Annotated in this window: 30 protein-coding genes and 1 pseudogene; 2 read left to right on the top strand and 29 right to left on the bottom strand. The window is 38.5% G+C overall.

The window, feature by feature from the left end; genetic code table 11:
• From secY to rpsJ, 22 genes are all read right to left on the bottom strand, one after another.
• On the bottom strand, window positions 1–1,347 hold the full coding sequence (gene secY / locus FPB0191_RS00870; protein ID WP_039103341.1) for a preprotein translocase subunit SecY: 1,347 nt from the start codon (window positions 1,345–1,347) through the stop codon (window positions 1–3).
• Window positions 1,348–1,355: 8 nt separating this feature from the next.
• A complete protein-coding gene (gene rplO / locus FPB0191_RS00865; protein WP_039103339.1) occupies window positions 1,356–1,790 on the bottom strand; it encodes a 50S ribosomal protein L15 in 435 nt (144 codons plus the stop codon).
• A gap of 6 nt (window positions 1,791–1,796) precedes the next feature.
• Window positions 1,797–1,976 (bottom strand): 50S ribosomal protein L30, encoded by a 180-nt coding sequence (gene rpmD, locus FPB0191_RS00860; RefSeq protein ID WP_039103338.1) that lies wholly within the window; start codon window positions 1,974–1,976, stop codon window positions 1,797–1,799.
• Window positions 1,977–1,982: 6 nt separating this feature from the next.
• Window positions 1,983–2,483, bottom strand: coding sequence for a 30S ribosomal protein S5 (rpsE, locus tag FPB0191_RS00855; protein WP_039103337.1), 501 nt, complete (start codon window positions 2,481–2,483; stop codon window positions 1,983–1,985).
• 14 nt (window positions 2,484–2,497) lie between these two features.
• Window positions 2,498–2,851, bottom strand: a complete 354-nt coding sequence (rplR, locus tag FPB0191_RS00850) for a 50S ribosomal protein L18 (RefSeq protein WP_039103335.1) — start codon at window positions 2,849–2,851, stop codon at window positions 2,498–2,500.
• A gap of 9 nt (window positions 2,852–2,860) precedes the next feature.
• Window positions 2,861–3,394, bottom strand: a complete 534-nt coding sequence (gene rplF / locus FPB0191_RS00845) for a 50S ribosomal protein L6 (protein WP_039103333.1) — start codon at window positions 3,392–3,394, stop codon at window positions 2,861–2,863.
• An 11-nt stretch (window positions 3,395–3,405) separates the two neighbouring features.
• On the bottom strand, window positions 3,406–3,798 hold the full coding sequence (gene rpsH / locus FPB0191_RS00840) for a 30S ribosomal protein S8 (protein ID WP_039103331.1): 393 nt from the start codon (window positions 3,796–3,798) through the stop codon (window positions 3,406–3,408).
• Between the two features lie 17 nt (window positions 3,799–3,815).
• A complete protein-coding gene (rpsN, locus tag FPB0191_RS00835; protein WP_039103329.1) occupies window positions 3,816–4,121 on the bottom strand; it encodes a 30S ribosomal protein S14 in 306 nt (101 codons plus the stop codon).
• 15 nt (window positions 4,122–4,136) lie between these two features.
• On the bottom strand, window positions 4,137–4,676 hold the full coding sequence (gene rplE / locus FPB0191_RS00830) for a 50S ribosomal protein L5 (RefSeq protein ID WP_039103328.1): 540 nt from the start codon (window positions 4,674–4,676) through the stop codon (window positions 4,137–4,139).
• A gap of 13 nt (window positions 4,677–4,689) precedes the next feature.
• Window positions 4,690–5,004: a 50S ribosomal protein L24 gene (gene rplX / locus FPB0191_RS00825; protein WP_039103327.1), complete on the bottom strand. Its 315-nt coding sequence runs from the start codon at window positions 5,002–5,004 to the stop codon at window positions 4,690–4,692.
• Between the two features lie 10 nt (window positions 5,005–5,014).
• Complete coding sequence (gene rplN / locus FPB0191_RS00820; protein WP_039103325.1) at window positions 5,015–5,386, bottom strand: 50S ribosomal protein L14; 372 nt, start codon at window positions 5,384–5,386, stop codon at window positions 5,015–5,017.
• 197 nt (window positions 5,387–5,583) lie between these two features.
• Complete coding sequence (gene rpsQ, locus FPB0191_RS00815) at window positions 5,584–5,838, bottom strand: 30S ribosomal protein S17 (RefSeq protein ID WP_039103324.1); 255 nt, start codon at window positions 5,836–5,838, stop codon at window positions 5,584–5,586.
• Window positions 5,838–6,029 (bottom strand): 50S ribosomal protein L29, encoded by a 192-nt coding sequence (gene rpmC, locus FPB0191_RS00810; protein WP_039103322.1) that lies wholly within the window; start codon window positions 6,027–6,029, stop codon window positions 5,838–5,840. The genes rpsQ and rpmC overlap by 1 nt, the downstream gene beginning before the upstream one ends.
• A complete protein-coding gene (gene rplP, locus FPB0191_RS00805) occupies window positions 6,030–6,440 on the bottom strand; it encodes a 50S ribosomal protein L16 (RefSeq protein WP_039103321.1) in 411 nt (136 codons plus the stop codon). It lies immediately after the preceding gene.
• Window positions 6,441–6,452: 12 nt separating this feature from the next.
• Complete coding sequence (gene rpsC / locus FPB0191_RS00800) at window positions 6,453–7,154, bottom strand: 30S ribosomal protein S3 (RefSeq protein ID WP_039103320.1); 702 nt, start codon at window positions 7,152–7,154, stop codon at window positions 6,453–6,455.
• Between the two features lie 15 nt (window positions 7,155–7,169).
• Window positions 7,170–7,502, bottom strand: coding sequence for a 50S ribosomal protein L22 (rplV, locus tag FPB0191_RS00795; protein WP_039103319.1), 333 nt, complete (start codon window positions 7,500–7,502; stop codon window positions 7,170–7,172).
• Window positions 7,503–7,515: 13 nt separating this feature from the next.
• Window positions 7,516–7,794 (bottom strand): 30S ribosomal protein S19, encoded by a 279-nt coding sequence (rpsS, locus tag FPB0191_RS00790; protein ID WP_039103318.1) that lies wholly within the window; start codon window positions 7,792–7,794, stop codon window positions 7,516–7,518.
• 19 nt (window positions 7,795–7,813) lie between these two features.
• Entirely contained in the window at window positions 7,814–8,638 is an 825-nt protein-coding gene (gene rplB, locus FPB0191_RS00785) for a 50S ribosomal protein L2 (protein ID WP_039103317.1), read from the bottom strand.
• Between the two features lie 18 nt (window positions 8,639–8,656).
• Complete coding sequence (gene rplW, locus FPB0191_RS00780; RefSeq protein ID WP_039103315.1) at window positions 8,657–8,959, bottom strand: 50S ribosomal protein L23; 303 nt, start codon at window positions 8,957–8,959, stop codon at window positions 8,657–8,659.
• The gene (gene rplD, locus FPB0191_RS00775; protein WP_039103313.1) at window positions 8,956–9,573 is read right to left on the bottom strand and encodes a 50S ribosomal protein L4; all 618 of its coding nucleotides are present in this window, start codon (window positions 9,571–9,573) and stop codon (window positions 8,956–8,958) included. Before rplD ends, rplW begins: the two co-directional genes overlap by 4 nt.
• 16 nt (window positions 9,574–9,589) lie before the next feature.
• Window positions 9,590–10,216, bottom strand: coding sequence for a 50S ribosomal protein L3 (gene rplC / locus FPB0191_RS00770; protein WP_039103311.1), 627 nt, complete (start codon window positions 10,214–10,216; stop codon window positions 9,590–9,592).
• A 33-nt stretch (window positions 10,217–10,249) separates the two neighbouring features.
• Window positions 10,250–10,561 (bottom strand): 30S ribosomal protein S10, encoded by a 312-nt coding sequence (rpsJ, locus tag FPB0191_RS00765; RefSeq protein WP_001181005.1) that lies wholly within the window; start codon window positions 10,559–10,561, stop codon window positions 10,250–10,252.
• A 591-nt stretch (window positions 10,562–11,152) separates the two neighbouring features.
• Here rpsJ and FPB0191_RS00760 point away from each other — a divergent pair.
• Window positions 11,153–12,994, top strand: coding sequence for an SLC13 family permease (locus FPB0191_RS00760; RefSeq protein ID WP_039106382.1), 1,842 nt, complete (start codon window positions 11,153–11,155; stop codon window positions 12,992–12,994).
• Between the two features lie 184 nt (window positions 12,995–13,178).
• The gene (fmt, locus tag FPB0191_RS00755; protein WP_039103309.1) at window positions 13,179–14,138 is read left to right on the top strand and encodes a methionyl-tRNA formyltransferase; all 960 of its coding nucleotides are present in this window, start codon (window positions 13,179–13,181) and stop codon (window positions 14,136–14,138) included.
• Between the two features lie 97 nt (window positions 14,139–14,235).
• On the opposite strand, the gene fdx is transcribed toward fmt, so the two are convergent.
• The 7 genes and pseudogenes from fdx to iscR all read right to left on the bottom strand — a co-directional run.
• On the bottom strand, window positions 14,236–14,574 hold the full coding sequence (gene fdx / locus FPB0191_RS00750) for an ISC system 2Fe-2S type ferredoxin (RefSeq protein ID WP_039103308.1): 339 nt from the start codon (window positions 14,572–14,574) through the stop codon (window positions 14,236–14,238).
• 26 nt (window positions 14,575–14,600) lie between these two features.
• Complete coding sequence (gene hscA, locus FPB0191_RS00745) at window positions 14,601–16,460, bottom strand: Fe-S protein assembly chaperone HscA (protein ID WP_039103306.1); 1,860 nt, start codon at window positions 16,458–16,460, stop codon at window positions 14,601–14,603.
• Window positions 16,461–16,499: 39 nt separating this feature from the next.
• Entirely contained in the window at window positions 16,500–17,021 is a 522-nt protein-coding gene (hscB, locus tag FPB0191_RS00740; RefSeq protein ID WP_039103305.1) for a Fe-S protein assembly co-chaperone HscB, read from the bottom strand.
• Window positions 17,022–17,050: 29 nt separating this feature from the next.
• Window positions 17,051–17,374 (bottom strand): iron-sulfur cluster assembly protein IscA, encoded by a 324-nt coding sequence (gene iscA, locus FPB0191_RS00735; protein WP_039103304.1) that lies wholly within the window; start codon window positions 17,372–17,374, stop codon window positions 17,051–17,053.
• A 159-nt stretch (window positions 17,375–17,533) separates the two neighbouring features.
• A complete protein-coding gene (iscU, locus tag FPB0191_RS00730; RefSeq protein ID WP_039103302.1) occupies window positions 17,534–17,917 on the bottom strand; it encodes a Fe-S cluster assembly scaffold IscU in 384 nt (127 codons plus the stop codon).
• Window positions 17,918–17,941: 24 nt separating this feature from the next.
• Window positions 17,942–19,156, bottom strand: coding sequence for an IscS subfamily cysteine desulfurase (locus tag FPB0191_RS00725; RefSeq protein WP_039103300.1), 1,215 nt, complete (start codon window positions 19,154–19,156; stop codon window positions 17,942–17,944).
• 58 nt (window positions 19,157–19,214) lie between these two features.
• A pseudogene (gene iscR / locus FPB0191_RS00720) lies at window positions 19,215–19,643 on the bottom strand (Fe-S cluster assembly transcriptional regulator IscR); the annotation flags it as partial.
• Between the last annotated feature and the right edge of the window lie 65 nt (window positions 19,644–19,708).

Genomic DNA, 19,708 nt, shown 5'->3' with positions numbered 1-19,708 from the left:
TTATCGACCATAGCCTTTAAGATTAGCTTTCTTTAAAACTGACTCATAACGATTTGGCATCATTAAAGTCTGTACTTGTGCCATAAAATCCATGATTACAACTACAACAATTAAAAGAGATGTTCCACCAAATTGAACTGGAACTTTTAATGATGAAGTAATAAACATTGGAACTAAACAAACTAAAGTAATATATAGAGATCCGACAAGTGTTAAACGAGTCATGATTTTATCAATATATTTTGATGTTTGTTCGCCAGGACGAACCCCCGGAATAAAAGCACCCGATTTCTTTAGTTGATCTGCCGTCTCTCGTGGATTAAATACCAAGGCCGTATAAAAGAAACAAAAGAATATGATCGCTACTGCATATAAAATCATATAAAGTGGCTGACCATGAGATAGATACTGCCCCATTAACATAAAAATATAACGCCAACCTTGCCCATCACCTTGTAACCATGAAGCTCCCATAGCAGGTAACATGATTATTGTTGAAGCAAATATAGCCGGTATTACACCTGACATGTTAATTTTTAATGGTAAATGAGTACTTTGTGCGGCATAAACTCGACGCCCTTGTTGACGTTGTGCATAGTTAACAACAATTCGTCGTTGACCACGCTCTACAAACACAACAAAATAAGTTATACCTATCACTAGCGCAGCAACAATCAATAATACTAACGGGTGTAGTAATTCACCAGAACGAGCTTGCTCAACTACCTCACTTATTGCAGGCGGAAGAGCTGCCACAATACCAGCAAAGATAATAATAGAAATACCATTACCAACTCCGCGTTCTGTGATCTGCTCCCCTAACCACATAAGAAACATAGTACCTGTTACTAAACCCACTGAGGCTATAAAATAGAAGGAAAAACCAGGATTAATTACAGCACCTTGAAATTCTGACATTCTTGGTAAAGCTGTAGCAACACCGATAGCCTGAATAATTGCAAGTACTAACGTACCATAACGCGTATACTGACTAATCTTCTTACGACCAGATTCACCTTCTTTCTTTAACTCAGCGAGCTTTGGGCTAATTGCCGTTAATAACTGCACTATAATTGATGCAGAAATATACGGCATAATACCTAAAGTAAAAATTGAAGCTCGGCTTAAGGCTCCCCCCGAGAACATATTAAACATTCCAACGAGGCCATTTTCACCTACAAGTTTCGAAAGTGATTTTGCTAATACCTCAGTATTAATACCAGGAATGGGAATATAAGAACCGATACGAAAAACAATAAGCGCTAAAAGGACAAATATTAATCGCCTTCTAAGCTCACCACTACCGCCTCTTGTGCTTTGAAAATCTAATCCTGGTTGCTTTGCCATCTTTCTAATTATTCCTCGATTTTTCCGCCAGCAGCTTCAATTGCAGCTTTTGCACCTTTAGTAACATTAATTCCACGAACTGTAACAGGTTTGCTAATTTCACCTGATAACATAATTTTCGCAAATTCAATTTGGCTACCAATAACATTTGCGGCTTTAAGAGAATTTAGATCAACAACATCACCTTCTACTTTCATTAGATCAGAAAGACGAACTTCAGTTGTTACTAAAGACTTACGAGAAGTAAAGCCAAATTTTGGTAAACGACGATATAATGGCATTTGACCACCCTCAAATCCACGGCGAACACCACCACCAGAACGAGAGTTTTGTCCTTTAATACCACGACCACCTGTTTTACCTAAACCTGAACCGATTCCTCGCCCCAAACGTTTAGATGTGTGCTTTGAACCTTCAGCAGGAGATAAAGTATTTAAACGCATTACTTATTACTCCTCTACTTTAACCATGTAATAAACTTGGTTAACCATACCGCGCATAGCTGGAGTATCCTCTCGCTCTACAGTATGACCGATACCACGCAATCCAAGTCCGCGTAACGTAGCTTTATGCTTCGGTAAACGTCCAATAGAACTACGAGTTTGTGTGATTTTAATCGTTTTTGCCATGGTTAATTACCCCAAAATTTCTTCGACGGTTTTACCACGTTTCGCTGCCACCATTTCTGGTGATTTCATATTTGCTAAACCATCAATTGTTGCACGAACCACATTAATAGGGTTAGTTGAACCATATGCTTTAGCTAAAACGTTACGAACTCCGGCAACTTCCAGAACGGCACGCATTGCACCGCCAGCGATAATACCTGTACCTTCAGATGCAGGTTGCATATAAACACGAGAACCTGTGTGAGCACCTTTAACTGGATGCTGTAGGGTTTCATTATTTAATGCTACATTAATCATATTACGTCGTGCTTTTTCCATCGCTTTTTGAATAGCCGCTGGAACTTCACGCGCTTTACCATATCCAAAACCGACACGACCATTACCGTCACCAACCACTGTTAGTGCAGAAAAACTAAAAATACGGCCACCTTTTACGGTTTTTGACACGCGGTTAACTGCGATTAGTTTTTCCTGCAGTTCACCAGCTTGTTTTTCGATGTTTGACATCTTTAACTCCTACCTTAGAACTGTAGGCCAGCTTCGCGAGCAGCTTCTGCTAGCGCCTGAACTCGACCATGATATTGGAAACCAGAACGGTCAAAAGCAACATCTTTAATGTCTTTTGCCAACGCACGCTCAGCAATAGCTTTACCTACAGCTGCTGCAGCTTCTTTGTTTCCGGTATATTTTAAATTTTCACTGATAGCTTTTTCTAGAGTAGAAGCTGCTGCCAGTACTTCTGAACCGTTTGGTGCAATGATTTGCGCATAAATATGACGCGGAGTACGGTGAACAACAAGACGTGTTGCCAATAACTCACGCATCTTACTACGAGCTTTTGTCGCACGACGGATACGAGATGATTTCTTATCCATAGTGTTACCTTACTTCTTCTTAGCTTCTTTAGTACGCACGACTTCGTCTGCGTAACGAACACCTTTACCTTTATAAGGTTCAGGACGACGATAAGCACGGATATCTGCTGCTACTTGACCAATTAACTGTTTATCAGCACTTTTTAGGATGATTTCAGTTTGAGATGGACATTCAGCGGTTACACCTGCAGGTAATGCATGTTCAATTGGATGTGAATATCCAAGTGATAAACCGATTACATTACCTTTTAGTTGAGCACGATAACCAACACCAACTAGCTGAAGTTTTTTGGTAAAACCTTCAGTAACACCAATTACCATTGCATTAATCAACGCTCTTGCTGTTCCAGCTTGCGCCCAAGCATTAGCAAAACCATCACGAGGTGCAAATTTAATTTGACCTTCTTCTTGATTGATAACAACAGCATTATTAATAGAACGAGTTAACTCGCCATTTTTACCTTTGATCGTAATTTCCTGACCATTGAGTTTTACCTCTACGCCAGCAGGAACAACGACAGGTGCTTTTGCAACACGAGACATTCTTTTCTCCCTTACGCTACGTAGCAGATAATTTCACCACCAAGACCTGCTTGGCGTGCTGCTCGATCAGTCATAACACCTTTAGATGTAGAAACAACTGCGATTCCTAATCCTGCCATTACTTTTGGCAGTTCATCCTTACGTTTATAAATACGTAAGCCAGGACGACTAACACGTTGAATATTTTCTACAACCGCCTTACCTTGGAAATATTTTAAAGTAATTTCCAATTCAGGTTTAGTGTCACCTATAATTTTGTAGCCTTCTACATAACCTTCTTCTTTTAGCACGTTGGCAATTGCCACTTTTAACTTAGAGGAAGGCATGGTGACCGCAACTTTGTTCGCAGCTTGACCATTACGAATTCGGGTCAACATATCTGCGATAGGATCTTGCATGCTCATCTATAACACTCCTCTGATTACCAACTTGCCTTTTTAAGACCCGGGATTTCGCCACGCATAGCGGCTTCACGAACCTTAATTCGGCTTAAACCAAACTTACGAAGGACGCCATGAGGACGACCAGTTTGACGACAACGATTTCGTTGACGTGATGGACTTGAATCTCGAGGAAGCGTTTGCAATTTAAGCACCGCATTCCAACGATCTTCATCTGTTGCATTAACATCAGAGATGATCGCTTTTAATTCTTGACGCTTTGCAAAGTATCTATTTGCTAGCTTTACGCGTTTTTTATCGCGTTCAATCATTGATTGTTTAGCCATTAGTTTACCCTACCTTTACTTACGAAATGGAAAGTTAAAGGCTGACAATAATGCACGGCCTTCTTCATCTGATTGTGCGGTAGTAGTAATAGTAATATCTAAACCACGAACACGATCAACTTTATCGTAATCGATTTCAGGGAAAACGATTTGCTCACGTATACCCATACTGTAATTACCACGACCATCAAAAGATTTTGCGCTTAAGCCACGAAAATCGCGAGTACGCGGTAAAGCAATATAAACTAAACGTTCGAAAAATTCCCACATACGTTCACCACGTAGTGTGACTTTACAGCCAATAGGATACCCTTGACGGATTTTAAAACCAGCAACTGATTTGCGTGCTTTTGTGACTAGTGGTTTTTGACCACTGATTGCAGCTAAATCTGCAACCGCATTATCTAATAATTTCTTATCAGTAATTGCTTCACCCACACCCATATTCAAGGTGATCTTTTCGATCCGAGGGACTTGCATGACAGATTTGTAGCCAAACTGTTCTTGCAGTTTATTTACTACCTGTGCATTGTAGTAATCATGCAGTTTCGCCATCGTACACTCCAAATTACTTAATTATTTCATTAGTAGACTTATAAAAACGGACTTTTTTACCGTTTTCAAAACGAAAGCCTACGCGATCTGCTTTGCCTGTAGCGCTATTGTAAATTGCTACGTTAGAAACATTAATAGCTGCTTCTTTCTCAACAATTCCACCATCTTGATTTAATGCAGGTACTGGTTTTTGGTGTTTTTTTACCAAGTTAATACCTTCAACAATCACTTTGCCTGTAGACAAAACACTTTTAACTTTACCGCGCTTACCTTTATCTTTACCGGTTAACACGATAACTTCATCTTCTCGACGGATTTTCGCTGCCATTACCCGCTCCTTACAGTACTTCTGGTGCTAATGAAATGATCTTCATAAACTTCTCAGAACGAAGTTCACGAGTGACCGGTCCAAAAATACGCGTACCAATCGGTTGCTCACTGTTATTATTTAAAATAACGCAAGCGTTGCGATCGAAACGAATGACAGATCCATCAGGACGACGAACACCTTTCTTAGTACGTACTACTACAGCTTTAAGGACATCACCTTTTTTTACTTTACCACGTGGAATTGCTTCTTTAATAGTAACTTTGATGATATCACCCACTGCAGCATAACGACGGTGTGATCCACCGAGAACCTTGATACACATTACGCTACGTGCGCCAGAGTTATCAGCAACATCGAGCCTAGTCTGTTCTTGGATCATTTTAATGCTCCGTATAATAAATTATTGTCTAATCTACCTTCATCCACCTCAACTACCATGGATAAGAATAGACAACCAAGAAATCCCACCTATGTGAGGGCGCTTAGTATAACACCACTCAAATAAAATGGGTAGTATAAAATAGACGGCTAATGCTAGCCGTCTATTAAATTATGTACAATTTTTAATCAATTAGATTAAATAACTGCCTTCTCTACAACTCGAACTAGAGTCCAAGACTTAGTCTTAGAAAGTGGACGGCATTCCTTGATTTCTACAGTATCACCGATACCACACTCATTATTCTCATCATGTACATGCAATTTAGTCGTACGTTTAATGAACTTACCATATAATGGATGTTTCACTTTACGTTCAATAGCAACAACAATAGATTTATCCATTTTGTCGCTAATAACACGACCTTGCTGAGTACGAACATTAGTAGTCATTACGCACCCGCCTTTTCAGTTATTAGTGTTTTAACTAATGCGATATTACGACGCACTTGTTTAACTAAATGAGTTTGTTGTAACTGACCGCTTGCTAATTGCATACGTAAATTAAATTGTTCACGTAATAAATTTAGAAGTTCAGTATTTAACTCTTCAACGCTTTTTTCACGTAGCTCTTTTGCTTTCATTTACATCACCGTCTTAATTACAAAGGTGGTTTTAATCGGCAGTTTTGCTGCTGCCAACGCAAATGCTTCACGAGCAACTTCTTCCGGTACACCATCCATTTCATAAAGGACTTTACCTGGTTGAATTAGTGCAACCCAGTACTCAACGTTACCCTTACCTTTACCCATACGCACTTCAAGTGGTTTTTCAGTAATTGGTTTATCAGGGAAAACTCGAATCCAGATTTTACCTTGACGTTTAACTGCACGAGTCATAGCACGACGTGCTGCTTCGATCTGGCGCGCAGTCAAACGACCACGACCAACAGCCTTAAGACCGAAAGTACCGAAACTAATATCGGCACCTGCAGCTAGACCGCGATTGCGACCCTTATGCATTTTACGGAATTTTGTACGCTTTGGTTGTAACATCAGCGACGCTCCTTATTGTTTTCGGCCTTTACGCTGCTTTTTCGGTTGAGCAGCAGGTTTTTCTACTTGTTCAACGGCAGCCATACCACCAAGGATCTCACCTTTGAAGATCCACACTTTAACACCAATAATACCATAGGTAGTTAGTGCTTCTGAAAGTCCATAGTCAATGTCAGCACGAAGTGTATGTAATGGCACACGACCTTCACGATACCATTCGCTACGAGCGATTTCTGCACCGCCTAAACGACCACTAACTTCAACTTTAATACCTTTCGCACCTGCTTTCATAGCATTTTGTACTGCACGCTTCATCGCACGACGGAACATTACACGACGTTCTAATTGTGAAGTGATGCTGTCAGCAACTAATTTTGCATCAAGTTCAGGTTTACGAACTTCTGCAATATTAATTTGTGCTGGTACACCAGCAATACTCGCTACGGTATTACGCAATTTTTCTACGTCTTCACCTTTCTTACCGATTACGATACCAGGACGAGCTGTGTGAATAGTAACACGAATACTCTTAGCTGGACGTTCAATAACGATTTTCGAGATTGACGCTTGCGCTAATTCTTTATTTAAGAACTGACGTACTTTAAAGTCGCCATCTAAATTATCAGCGAATTCTTTTGTATCCGCATACCAGGTAGATGTCCAAGGTTTGACAATACCTAATCGGATACCATTTGGATTTACTTTTTGACCCATTGCTATTCTCCAGATCTAGCGATCAGACACGATCACAGTAATGTGACTCGTACGCTTCAAAATTCGATCTGCACGACCTTTTGCACGAGGCATAATACGCTTCATGGTTGGGCCTTCATCTACGAATATTTTCGCAACTTTCAGATCATCAATATCAGCACCGTCGTTATGCTCTGCATTAGCAATAGCAGACTCTAATACTTTTTTAACTAACACTGCAGCTTTTTTATTAGTGAAAGTTAAAATATCAAGTGCCTGTGACACACTCTTACCGCGCACTAAATCAGCAACTAAGCGAACTTTCTGTGCAGAAGAACGAGCGTGGCGATATTTTGCAATTGTTTCCATCTCTTTCTCCTACTTATTTCTTCTTAGCTTTCTTATCTGCTGCATGACCGCGATAAGTACGAGTCGGCGCAAATTCACCCAATTTATGACCAACCATTTCATCGGTTACATAAACTGGTACGTGCTGACGACCATTATGGACAGCGATGGTCAATCCGATCATATTAGGAAAGATCGTTGAACGACGGGACCAAGTACGTAATGGTTTCTTGTCCCCGCTTTCCACCGCTTTCTCTACCTTCTTCAGCAAGTGTAGGTCAATAAATGGACCCTTCTTGAGAGAACGTGGCATAGCTAATCCTCTAATTTAATTATTTCTTATTGCGATGACGAACAATGTACTTATCAGTACGTTTGTTGCTACGCGTTTTCAATCCTTTGGCTTTTTGACCCCATGGAGACACAGGATGTTTACCAAAGTTACGACCTTCACCACCACCATGTGGGTGATCTACTGGGTTCATCGCCGTACCGCGAACAGTAGGACGAACACCACGCCAACGTGTTGCACCAGCTTTACCCAATACGCGAAGCATATGCTCTGAATTACCTACTTCACCAATAGTAGCACGGCAATCAGATAATACTTTACGCATTTCGCCAGAACGAAGACGAAGAGTTACATATGAACCTTCACGTGCAATGATTTGAACATAGCTACCAGCAGAACGAGCAAGCTGTCCGCCTTTACCAGGTTTCATTTCGATATTATGCACGGTAGAACCAACAGGGATATTACGCATTGGTAAACAGTTACCTGTTTTAATCGCTGCATCAACACCAGATTGGATCTGATCTCCGGCTTTTAAGCCTTTTGGAGCTAGAATATAACGACGTTCACCGTCTTTATATAAAACTAATGCAATATTCGCGCTACGGTTTGGATCATATTCCAAACGTTCAACAGTAGCAGGAATACCATCTTTATTACGTTTAAAGTCAACAATACGATAATGTTGTTTATGACCACCGCCGATATGACGAGTAGTAATACGTCCATTATTATTGCGACCACCAGTTTTGCTCTTTGTATCAAGCAAAGGTGCATAAGGTTTACCTTTATGCAACTCTGGGTTAACCACTTTAACAACGTGGCGACGACCCGGAGATGTAGGTTTACACTTAACAACTGCCATTGTTCTTACTCCTCCGAATTATTCAGTGACGCCCGCAAGGTCTAAGTTTTGACCTTCCGCTAAAGTGACGTAAGCTTTTTTCCAGTCGCTACGGCGACCGATTTGTTGACCACGACGTTTAACTTTACCTTTTACGATTAAAGTATTTACATCGTTTACTTTAACTTCAAATAGTTTTTCAACTGCGGCTTTAATCTCTTTCTTAGTAGCATCTTTTGCAACTTTTAACACTAGTGTGTTACTTTTCTCCATTGAAAGAGATGCTTTTTCAGAAACATGTGGTGCACGCAGGACTTTAAGCAGACGCTCTTCTAGAATCATGCTACTTTCTCCTCTGCTAACATTGCCTCAACTTGTTTCACTGCATCAACAGTCATGAGAACTTTTTCAAATGCAATTAAGCTAACTGGATCAATACCAGCAACATCACGTACATCAACTTTGTAGATATTACGTGAAGCTAAGAAAAGATTTTCATCAACTTCAGAAGTGATAATCAATACATCATTAAGATCCATTGCTTTTAATTTCTGAGTTAATAACTTAGTCTTAGGAGCTTCTACAGTGAACTTCTCAACTACCACTAAACGATCTTGACGCACTAATTCAGAGAAAATGCTCTTTAATGCACCACGATACATTTTACGGTTAACTTTTTGGCTATGATCTTGTGGTTTAGCTGCAAATGTTACACCACCACTACGCCAGATTGGGCTCTTTACTGAACCTGAACGAGCGCGACCAGTACCTTTTTGACGCCATGGTTTTTTGCCAGAACCAGCTACTTCTGCACGAGTTTTTTGACCACGAGTTCCTTGACGAGCTCCTGATGCATAAGCAACAACAACTTGATGAACTAATGCTTCATTAAAATCACGTCCGAAGGTAGTTTCTGAAACAGAAAGCGCTTGCGCGTCTTTAACTACTAATTCCATTTCTATCTCCTCGACGTTAAGCTTTAATCGCTGGTTTAACAATTACGTCACTATTGATTGCGCCTGGCACTGCACCTTTAATTAATAAAAGGTTACGTTCTGCATCAACACGTACAATATCTAAGTTCTGAACAGTTACACGTTCATTACCTAAGTGACCTGCCATTTTACGACCTTTGAACACTTTACCTGGAGTTTGGTTTTGACCAATAGAGCCATGACCACGGTGTGCCAAAGAGTTACCATGTGTAACATCCTGAGTACGGAAATTCCAACGTTTTGTAACGCCAGCAAAACCTTTACCTTTAGATGTACCAGTAACATCAACTTTTTTAACGTCAGTAAAAATATCGACATTAATGCTTTGACCTACAGTGAATTCGCCTTCTTCGAAACGGAATTCCCACAGACCTCGACCAGCTTCAACGCCAGCCTTAGCAAAATGACCTGCTTCAGGTTTGTTTACACGATTAGCTTTTTTGCTACCTGTAGTTACCTGAATAGCTTGATAACCATCGTTCTCAAGGCTTTTTACTTGAGTTACGCGGTTAGCTTCAACTTCAATTACGGTTACAGGAACTGAAACACCATCTTCAGTGAAGATTCGTGTCATTCCTACTTTTCGACCGACTAAACCAATCATTGTTTCGACCTCTTAATCCTTTTCAGCCCAGAATTAACCTAAACTGATCTGCACGTCAACACCGGCAGCAAGATCTAGACGCATCAAAGCATCAACTGTTTTTTCAGTTGGTTCAACGATATCGACTAGACGTTTATGAGTACGAATCTCGTATTGATCACGAGCGTCTTTATTAACGTGTGGTGAAATCAATACAGTGAAACGCTCTTTGCGCGTCGGTAATGGAATAGGACCACGAACTTGCGCACCAGTACGCTTCGCAGTTTCAACGATTTCCGCAGTAGATTGATCAATCAAACGATGATCGAATGCTTTTAGACGGATTCGGATTCTTTGGTTCTGCATGAGACCAGAGCTCCACTATAAAAAAGTTATAACAAAAGACTACTACTCATTTCCTGTTACGATTGACAGGAGAGTGTAATCCGTTCTTTACATAACCCCCAAATCGGGAGTATTGTGTGGATGTTAAATATACTGACATCCAATAAGCTTTGCCTTTATTGGCGAAGTCTGGCTATTATACTGAAAAAGAAAACCAATGCAACTGTTTAATCGTTCAAATTTAGTTCTATTTTGTAAAAGGATAAATCTTAAAAAAACGATTTATTCATAACTTCGTGATTAATAAACTGAATATTATAATTATTTTACCCTATTGGTATAAACGCTTATTACAAAACAGTGGTGATACCTTAATTTTAATAAGACTAAAATTTATTATTTGATTATTGAAATAAAGTTTTAATTCTGCACAAAAAACACGCAAAAATTAAACACGAAATAACCAACTTAATATTCAAACCATTATTGTTTGACTTGCCCAAGATTATTTACTTACGGTATGATATGGCAAAAATCAAATTATAAAATAATCTAATTTTGAAATTATCATCTATCGGTCAAGAATTACTTGTTCTTTTACCTCCTGCCCTAGTGGAGCAATATCAATTACTCATTGTGTGTGGTTTGTTATTTATTACTATCATACTCTTTTCCTTTACCAAATTACGTATGGATATAATCGCAATTCTTGCGATAACAGCAATTATGGTTACGGGTATTTTGACACCGACCGAAGCATTATCTGGCTTTAGTGATCCCAATATTGTTTTGATAGCCTTGTTATTTATTATTGGAGAAAGTCTTGTTAGAACTGGTATTTCTTATCAAATGAGTGAGTATATTCTTAAAGTAGCTGGTAAAAATGATATCCAAATCATTATATTAATTATGTTGAGTGTTGCTTTATTAGGCTCTGTAATGAGTTCCACTGGTGTCGTTGCTATTTTTATTCCTGTAGTGATCAGTATTGCCTCTCATTCAGGCATACATGTTAAGAAATTAATGATGCCATTATGCATTGCAGCTTTAATTAGTGGCATGATGACATTAGTTGCCACAGCACCAAACTTAGTGGTTAATAGTGAATTGGAACGTGTTGAACTTGAAGGATTCAAATTCTTTTCAATCACGCCTATTGGTATTGGGGTATTAATTGTCGGATTGCTTTATTGTGTTATTAGCCGTAACTGGCTTGTGTCTAAAAAACAAATAGATGAATCACAAAAATCACCAACACGTAGGCAAATCACCGATTTAATTCGAGAATATAAATTATCTGGTCGTGCGCATCGCGCCCAAATATTACCTGGCTCACCTTTCATTGGTAAAACAATTGATAATCTACATCTTAGGAGCCAACAAGGGGTTAACGTAATTGGAATTGAACGATGGCGGAAATTTAGAAAAGTGCTCATCCCCGTAAATAGGATGACTGAATTTTACCAAGGAGATGTTCTTTTATTAGATTATTGTAATTCTGATGACGATTATCGAAATTTTTTAAATACCTACATGTTAGAGCCTAAAATCCTACGAGGCGAATACTTTTCTGATCAAGTAAAAGAAGTGGGTATGGCTGAGGTAGCATTGCTACCAGAATCGTCATTATATGGTAAAACGTTAAATGAAATTGATTTTCGTAGTAAATACTATCTCACGGTAATTGGTATTCGTCGCAATCATGCACCTATTGAAGCTAACAATTTATTTGAAGAAAAGTTACAAATTAGTGATACCTTATTAGTTTGCGGTGATTGGGGCTCAATCCGAAAATTACAAACCCGTACGAATGATTTTGTCGTACTTGATTTCCCTGCCGATATTGATGACGTAGCGCCAGCCAGTTCTCAAGCTATTGCTGCACTGATTAATCTTGCTATTATGATTATCTTAATGGTTAGTGGTATAGTTCCGAATGTAGTTGCCGCGTTGATTGCCTGTTTATTAATGGGACTTACACGTTGCATTGATATGGCAAGTGCTTATAAATCAATTCATTGGCCAAGTTTAATTCTTATTATTGGTATGATGCCTTTCGCTATTGCATTAAATAAAACAGGCGGGATTAATTTATTTTCTGATTTACTAAAAGCACACCTAAGTGGTTATGGACCTTATGTAGCAATAACGTTTATTTTTCTACTCTGTTCACTGGTAGGCTTATTTATTAGTAATACTGCGACGGCAATATTAATTGCCCCTATTGCCATTAACATTGCTCTTAGCTTCGGCTATTCACCTTATCCATTTGCCATGACTGTCGCCATTGCTACGTCTGCTTCTTTTATCACACCAGTGTCGTCACCAGTAAAATCGATGATTGTTGCACCCGGAGGATTTAGCTTTAGCGACTTTGTTAAAGTAGGCGTACCATTAACCTGTTTAGTACTTATCGTGGATGTAATATTAGTGCCATTATTCTTCCCATTTTAGACACACGTTGTTTCAATTGAATATATCAAAAAGGTAATGATATTAATAACAATCTTAATTTGAGCCAGAACCAACTCACTCACATTGAAAACAATCATTTGCTATAATATAAGTATATACAACAAATCTCATAATATATTGAGTATATGATGATGTATCCCGATAGGATTAACAGGTAAAAAGTATGACAGAAAACAAAGCTAATAAATCACTTAAAATTATATTTGCTGGTACGCCCGATTTTGCGGCTAAACACTTGCAGGCATTACTAAATTCACCTCATCAAGTCATTGGCGTTTTTACCCAACCAGATAAACCAGCCGGTCGCGGTAATAAACTCACAGCCAGCCCCGTTAAACAACTTGCTTTGCAAAATAACCTTCCGGTATATCAACCCATAAGCTTAAAAGATTCAGCTAATCAACAAATTATTGCTGACCTGAATGCTGATATTATGATTGTTGTAGCATATGGATTAATTTTTCCACAGACCGTTTTAGATATGCCTAAATATGGCTGTCTAAATGTTCACGGTTCGTTACTTCCAAGATGGCGTGGTGCTGCACCTATCCAACGTGCTTGTTGGGCTGGTGATACTGAAACAGGTATAACGATCATGCAAATGGATGTAGGCTTAGATACCGGAGATATGCTATATAAAGAAAAATGTCATATAGAAGACGATGATACCAGTGCAACTTTATATAATAAATTAGCACAAATCGGTCCAGATGCTTTACTAAAGACTTTAATGCTTATTATAGAAGGGAAAGCAAAACCCGAAAAGCAGAACGAATCACAAGTAACCTATGCGACTAAGTTATCTAAGCAAGAAGCCAAATTAGATTGGAATTTGACGGCAACTCAACTTGAAAGATGCATACGAGCATTTAACCCTTGGCCCGTTAGTTATTTTGAAATAAATGGTGAACTAATTAAAGTATGGCAAGCAAATGTTATATCTGAAACAACAGATAAGACGCCGGGAACCATTCTACGAGCTGATAAATCAGGTATCCAAATAGCAACTCAAAATGGTGTCATAAATATGACGCTATTACAGCCAGCTGGCAAAAAACCGATGTCTGCCCAAGATTTTTTAAATTCACGCAAAGCATGGTTTATTGTGGGTAATATTATTTAAATAAATTAGTAATTAACCAACATTAAAGACGATAAATCTTACAACACTAATTGTAAAACCAGATGCCTTAAATATTATAAGGCATCTGATGATTTAATTAATGATCTTCTTTAGCATGATTCAGACTATAACGAGGGATTTCCACCGTCAGATCTTCATCTTCAACTATAGCCTGACAACTTAGTCGGCTTTGTGGTTCAACTCCCCAAGCTTTATCTAGCATATCATCTTCTTGCTCATCACTTGGTTCTAAAGAATCAAAACCTTTACGCACGATACAATGGCATGTCGAACAAGCACACGACATTTCACAAGCATGATCAATTTCAATATCATTGCGCAAAGCAGCATCTAGAATTGACTCACCTTTTTCGGCCTCAATGGTTATACCTTCTGGACAAAGATCGGCATTAGGTAAAAAAGTAATCTTTGGCATAATTATTCTCTCATTAAATACAAAGCTTATATATCATCAACACGATGGCCAGTTAGCGCATCTTTAATTGATCGATCCATTCTTTTTGCCGCAAAATCTTGGGTTAATAGATCTAATGCCTTTATCTGTTTTTCGATCTCTGCACTATTCTCGCCAGTCATCTTATCCTCTAAATTTTGTTTCTGGGCTAATATTGCATTAAGCTCGGATTGTGATAATAAATCGACATCCTTTTCAAGTGCGGCATTTAGACTTTCTAATACTCGTGCGGCTTCTACTTTTTGTTCTGCTAACTGACGAATTTGTTTATCCAATTCGGCATAACTTAATGAATCTTGGATCATAGATGCAATTTCTTTATCGGTTAGTCCGTAAGAAGGTTTGACTTGAATTGTCGCATTTATACCAGTAGACTTCTCCATGGCAGTGACGCTTAATAACCCATCTGCATCTACTTGGAAAGTAACACGTATATGAGCACCGCCAGCAGGCATTGGCGGTATTCCATGCAAAGTGAAGTGAGCTAAAGAACGACAATCCGCAACTGTTTCACGTTCACCTTGTAGAACATGGATCATCATAGCGGTTTGACCATCTTTAAATGTTGTAAATTCCTGAGCCCTAGCACAAGGGATAGTTGTGTTACGTGGAATTATTTTTTCTACTAAATCCCCCATGGTTTCAATACCTAATGATAATGGAATTACATCAAGTAATAACATATCTGCATCGGGTTTATTACCTACTAAGATATCGGCTTGAATAGCAGCACCAATCGCCACAACACGATCAGGATCAATAGACGTTAAAGGAGTACGACCAAAGAACTGTCCAACTTTATCACGTATATAAGGGATCCGAGTTGAACCTCCCACCATAACAACTTCAACGACTTCTTCTTGAGTGACATTGGCATCTTTTAATGCACGACGACAAGCGAACAACGTTTTCTTAACTAAAGGTTCAATTAACTGATTGAATTCACTACGACTAATTTTGCCATTCCAACCGTAAAATTCAATTCCAACTTCTTCATTGATTGATAGCTGCTGTTTAATTTGGTTAGCCAAATCAAGTAATTGACGTTGGATAAAGGGATCATCAGGTTTCTCAATCTTAGCATGTTCAACAATCCATGTTACTAATTGCTGATCAAAATCGTCGCCACCTAATTTTGAATCTCCCCCAGTGGCTAGCACCTCAAACACGCCTTTACTTAAACGAAGGATAGATATATCAAAAGTACCTCCACCTAAGTCATATACAGCAATTACACCTTCCTGTGCAGAATCTAATCCATAAGCAATTGCAGCTGCTGTAGGTTCGTTTAACAAACGTAAAACATGCAAACCGGCTAAATTAGCAGCATCTTTTGTTGCCTGTCTCTGCGCATCATCAAAATAAGCAGGTAATGTAATGACAACACCATCAGGCTCTTGACCTAATGACTGTTTTGCCCGTTCTATTAATGCTCTTAGAATATCAGCAGAAACTTGAATCGGGTTGACTGATTTATTTGGTAAATTTAAAATCGGCACACCATTTTCACTGGCAGTTATCTTATAGGGCAAATGATGAAAATCAATATCATCGACATGACGCCCCATCATTCTTTTTACTGAACTCACCGTATTAATTGGGTCCAGTGCTGCTCCATTTTTTGCCTTCTCACCGACAGTGGTGATACTATTACCATCATGATCAAAACCATAATGAACAACAGAAGGTAATAAATGATGACCTTCTAAATCAGGTAAAGTTTCGGCTTGCCCACTACGCACAGTTGCCACAAGCGAATTGGTTGTTCCCAGATCAATACCAACTGCTATACGTCGTTCATGTGGAGGGGGAGTTTGCCCTGGCTCGCTGATTTGTAATAAAACCATGAAATGTTCTCTTTAGAATAAATGATTTATAGATTAGTACTATAAATCAAAGTGTTTTTCTTGTTGCAATTCTATTTGTTCAATCAACTTTACGAAATAGCGAAGTTGATATAATGGTTGCTTGGTAGCTAACCAGTTAGATTGATTAATGTAAGCTAATAATTGTAAATAAACTTGGTTTTTACGTTTGAGAATCTCATCGTAAAATAACTCTAACCTTTCAAAATCATGAACTTGATCAATTTCATCAAGCTGTTCACGTAACATAAACTGCTCTTGCAGAAATTCGCTATCGTGAATGGTTTGCTGTTCTTCATTGATATTAATTCCCTCTAAAGCTACTCGATATTCGGCAGCTTTAATCGGATCTTTTAAAGTTAGATAAGCAGCATTTATTGTAGCTGATTTTTGAACAACCGCCATTTTCTCACTTTCTGAAGCCGTTGCATAATTATCTGGATGATACTGCTTCTGTAACTGTTGATAATTCAAACTCAGTTGGGACAAATTGATCGGTAATATCATTGGTAACGCTAATAAATCAAAATAGTTATTTTTCATATTTGTCCCCTTTTCAAAGGTTTTAGCTACTAGACGTTAAAACTTTCGCCGCAGCCACATTCATTTTTGACATTTGGATTATTGAACTTAAATCCTTCATTTAATCCTTCTTTGACAAAATCTAACTCGGTTCCATCAAGATAAACAAGGCTTTTTGTATCAACAATAATTTTGATTGATTTGTCTTCAAATATTGTATCATCATCATTTATTTCATCAGCAAATTCAAGAACATAAGCCATTCCTGAACAACCGGAGGTTTTTACACCAAGTCTAAGACCAACACCTTTACCTCGATTAGTGAGAAAAGACTGTACACGTACCGCTGCACTTTCAGTTAAAGTAACTGACATATCTGCTTCCTCTATTAAATATTGCCATAATGCTATAAACGTCATTGCTAGAAACGAAGCATTATGTATAACAACTACAAAAAATTAGCTAATACCTAATTTTGAAAGGTAACTTGTTCCAGAATATATGCTCAAAAACATACCTACCTGAAAGCTAGCTTATTTATTTTTCTTGTTTTTATAATCTTCGATTGCTGCTTTAATAGCATCCTCAGCAAGAATGGAGCAGTGTATTTTTACTGGCGGTAAAGCTAATTCTTGTGCAATATCAACATTCTTAATTGCACTAGCCTCATCTAAAGACTTACCTTTAATCCATTCAGTTACCAGTGAGCTTGATGCTATCGCACTACCACAACCGTAAGTTTTAAATTTTGCATCTTCAATAATACCTTCATCATTGACCTTGATTTGTAGACGCATCACATCACCACATGCCGGTGCGCCTACCATACCACTGCCTACATTTGGGTCATTCTTATCAAATGAACCAACATTACGAGGATTTTCGTAATGATCAATTACTTTATCACTATATGCCATAAAATTTTCCTCGTTTAATTGTGATTAATGAGCCGACCATTTAATTTGGGACAGATCGATTCCATCCTTAAACATTTCCCATAATGGCGATAACTCTCTTAATTTACCAATTGAATCGTGTAATAACTTAATCACATAATCAATTTCTTCTTCAGTACTAAAACGGCCTAAAGAAAAACGGATTGAGCTATGGGCTAACTCATCATTAAGACCTAATGCGCGTAACACATAAGATGGTTCTAAACTGGCAGAAGTACAAGCAGAACCTGATGACACAGCCAAATCTTTTAATGCCATCATTAATGACTCACCCTCAACATATGCAAAACTAACATTAAGGATATTCGCTACACTGTTTTCCATCGATCCATTAAGATAAACTTCGTCTATATCTTTCAAACCGTTCCATAACCGTTCTTTTAATGCTTGTAAACGTGGCATTTCGCTAGTCATTTCTTCTTTAGCAATACGATAAGCTTCACCCATACCGACAATTTGGTGTACAGGTAAAGTACCAGAACGCATACCTCGTTCATGACCACCACCATGCATTTGTGCTTCAATCCGGATACGAGGTTTTCGTCTTACATATAAACCACCAATTCCTTTAGGTCCATACAGTTTATGACTTGAAAATGACATTAAATCTACTTTTAATTTTGTTAAATCAATCGGTAATTTACCAACGCTCTGCGTCGCATCAACATGAAAAACAATACCACGGCTTCGGCATAGCTCACCAATTTTTTCAATATCTTGGATAACACCGAGCTCATTATTTACATGCATAATAGAGACAACGACTGTATCGTCCCGCATGGCTTGTTCAAGTTTATTAAGATCTATCAGACCATTGGATTCTGGCGCTAAATAAGTAACTTCATAACCTTCTCTTTCAAGCTGACGACAAGTATCTAATACCGCCTTATGCTCGGTTTTACAAGTTATAATATGCTTACCTTTTGATTGATAAAAATGTGCAGCCCCCTTTATTGCTAAATTGTCTGCCTCGGTAGCACCTGATGTAAAAACAATTTCACGCGAATCAGCGCCAATCAAATCTGCAATTTGGTTACGAGCGATATCAACGGCTTCCTCTGCTTGCCAACCATAGCGATGCGAACGGGAGGCTGGATTACCAAAAACGCCATCTAACGTTAAATATTGCATCATTTTTTCTGCTACACGTGGATCGACCGGCGTTGTTGCAGCATAGTCCATATAAATTGGAAGTTTCATTTTTGCTCCAATAATCAATTCTCTATAATCAGTTAAGATGGTTGACACGAATGACATGACTTTGTCGTTCAGCAATAGCTTGAACCTCTTTACTTTTGACCAATTCGCTTAATGTAATACCTGTCAAAAAGCTATCTATTCGTTCACTTAACTCGTTCCATAAAGAGTGCGTTAGGCATTTAACGCCCCCTTGGCACCCTTCTTCACCATGACATTTTGTCGCAGTAACTGTTTCATCAACAGCCTTTACAATAGAACTGATGGCGATTTCATTCATACCACGTCCTAAAATATAGCCTCCGCCTGGTCCTCTGACACTGGCAACTAAACCATTTTTCCTAAGACGTGAAAATAATTGCTCAAGATAAGACAACGAAATTTCCTGCCTTTCTGATATCTCAGCTAATGATACAGGACCTTTATTAGAATGAAGTGCAACATCAAGCATAGCTGTTACTGCGTAGCGACCTTTTGATGTTAATTTCATAAATATTTCCTTGTTAATATTATTCGCGTATTGTATATATCCGTTTTTTTTAGTCAAGTATTTAG

Source organism: Frischella perrara (assembly GCF_000807275.1).
In the GTDB taxonomy this organism is placed as follows: domain Bacteria; phylum Pseudomonadota; class Gammaproteobacteria; order Enterobacterales; family Orbaceae; genus Frischella; species Frischella perrara.
This window is presented reverse-complemented; position numbering and strand designations above follow the sequence as displayed.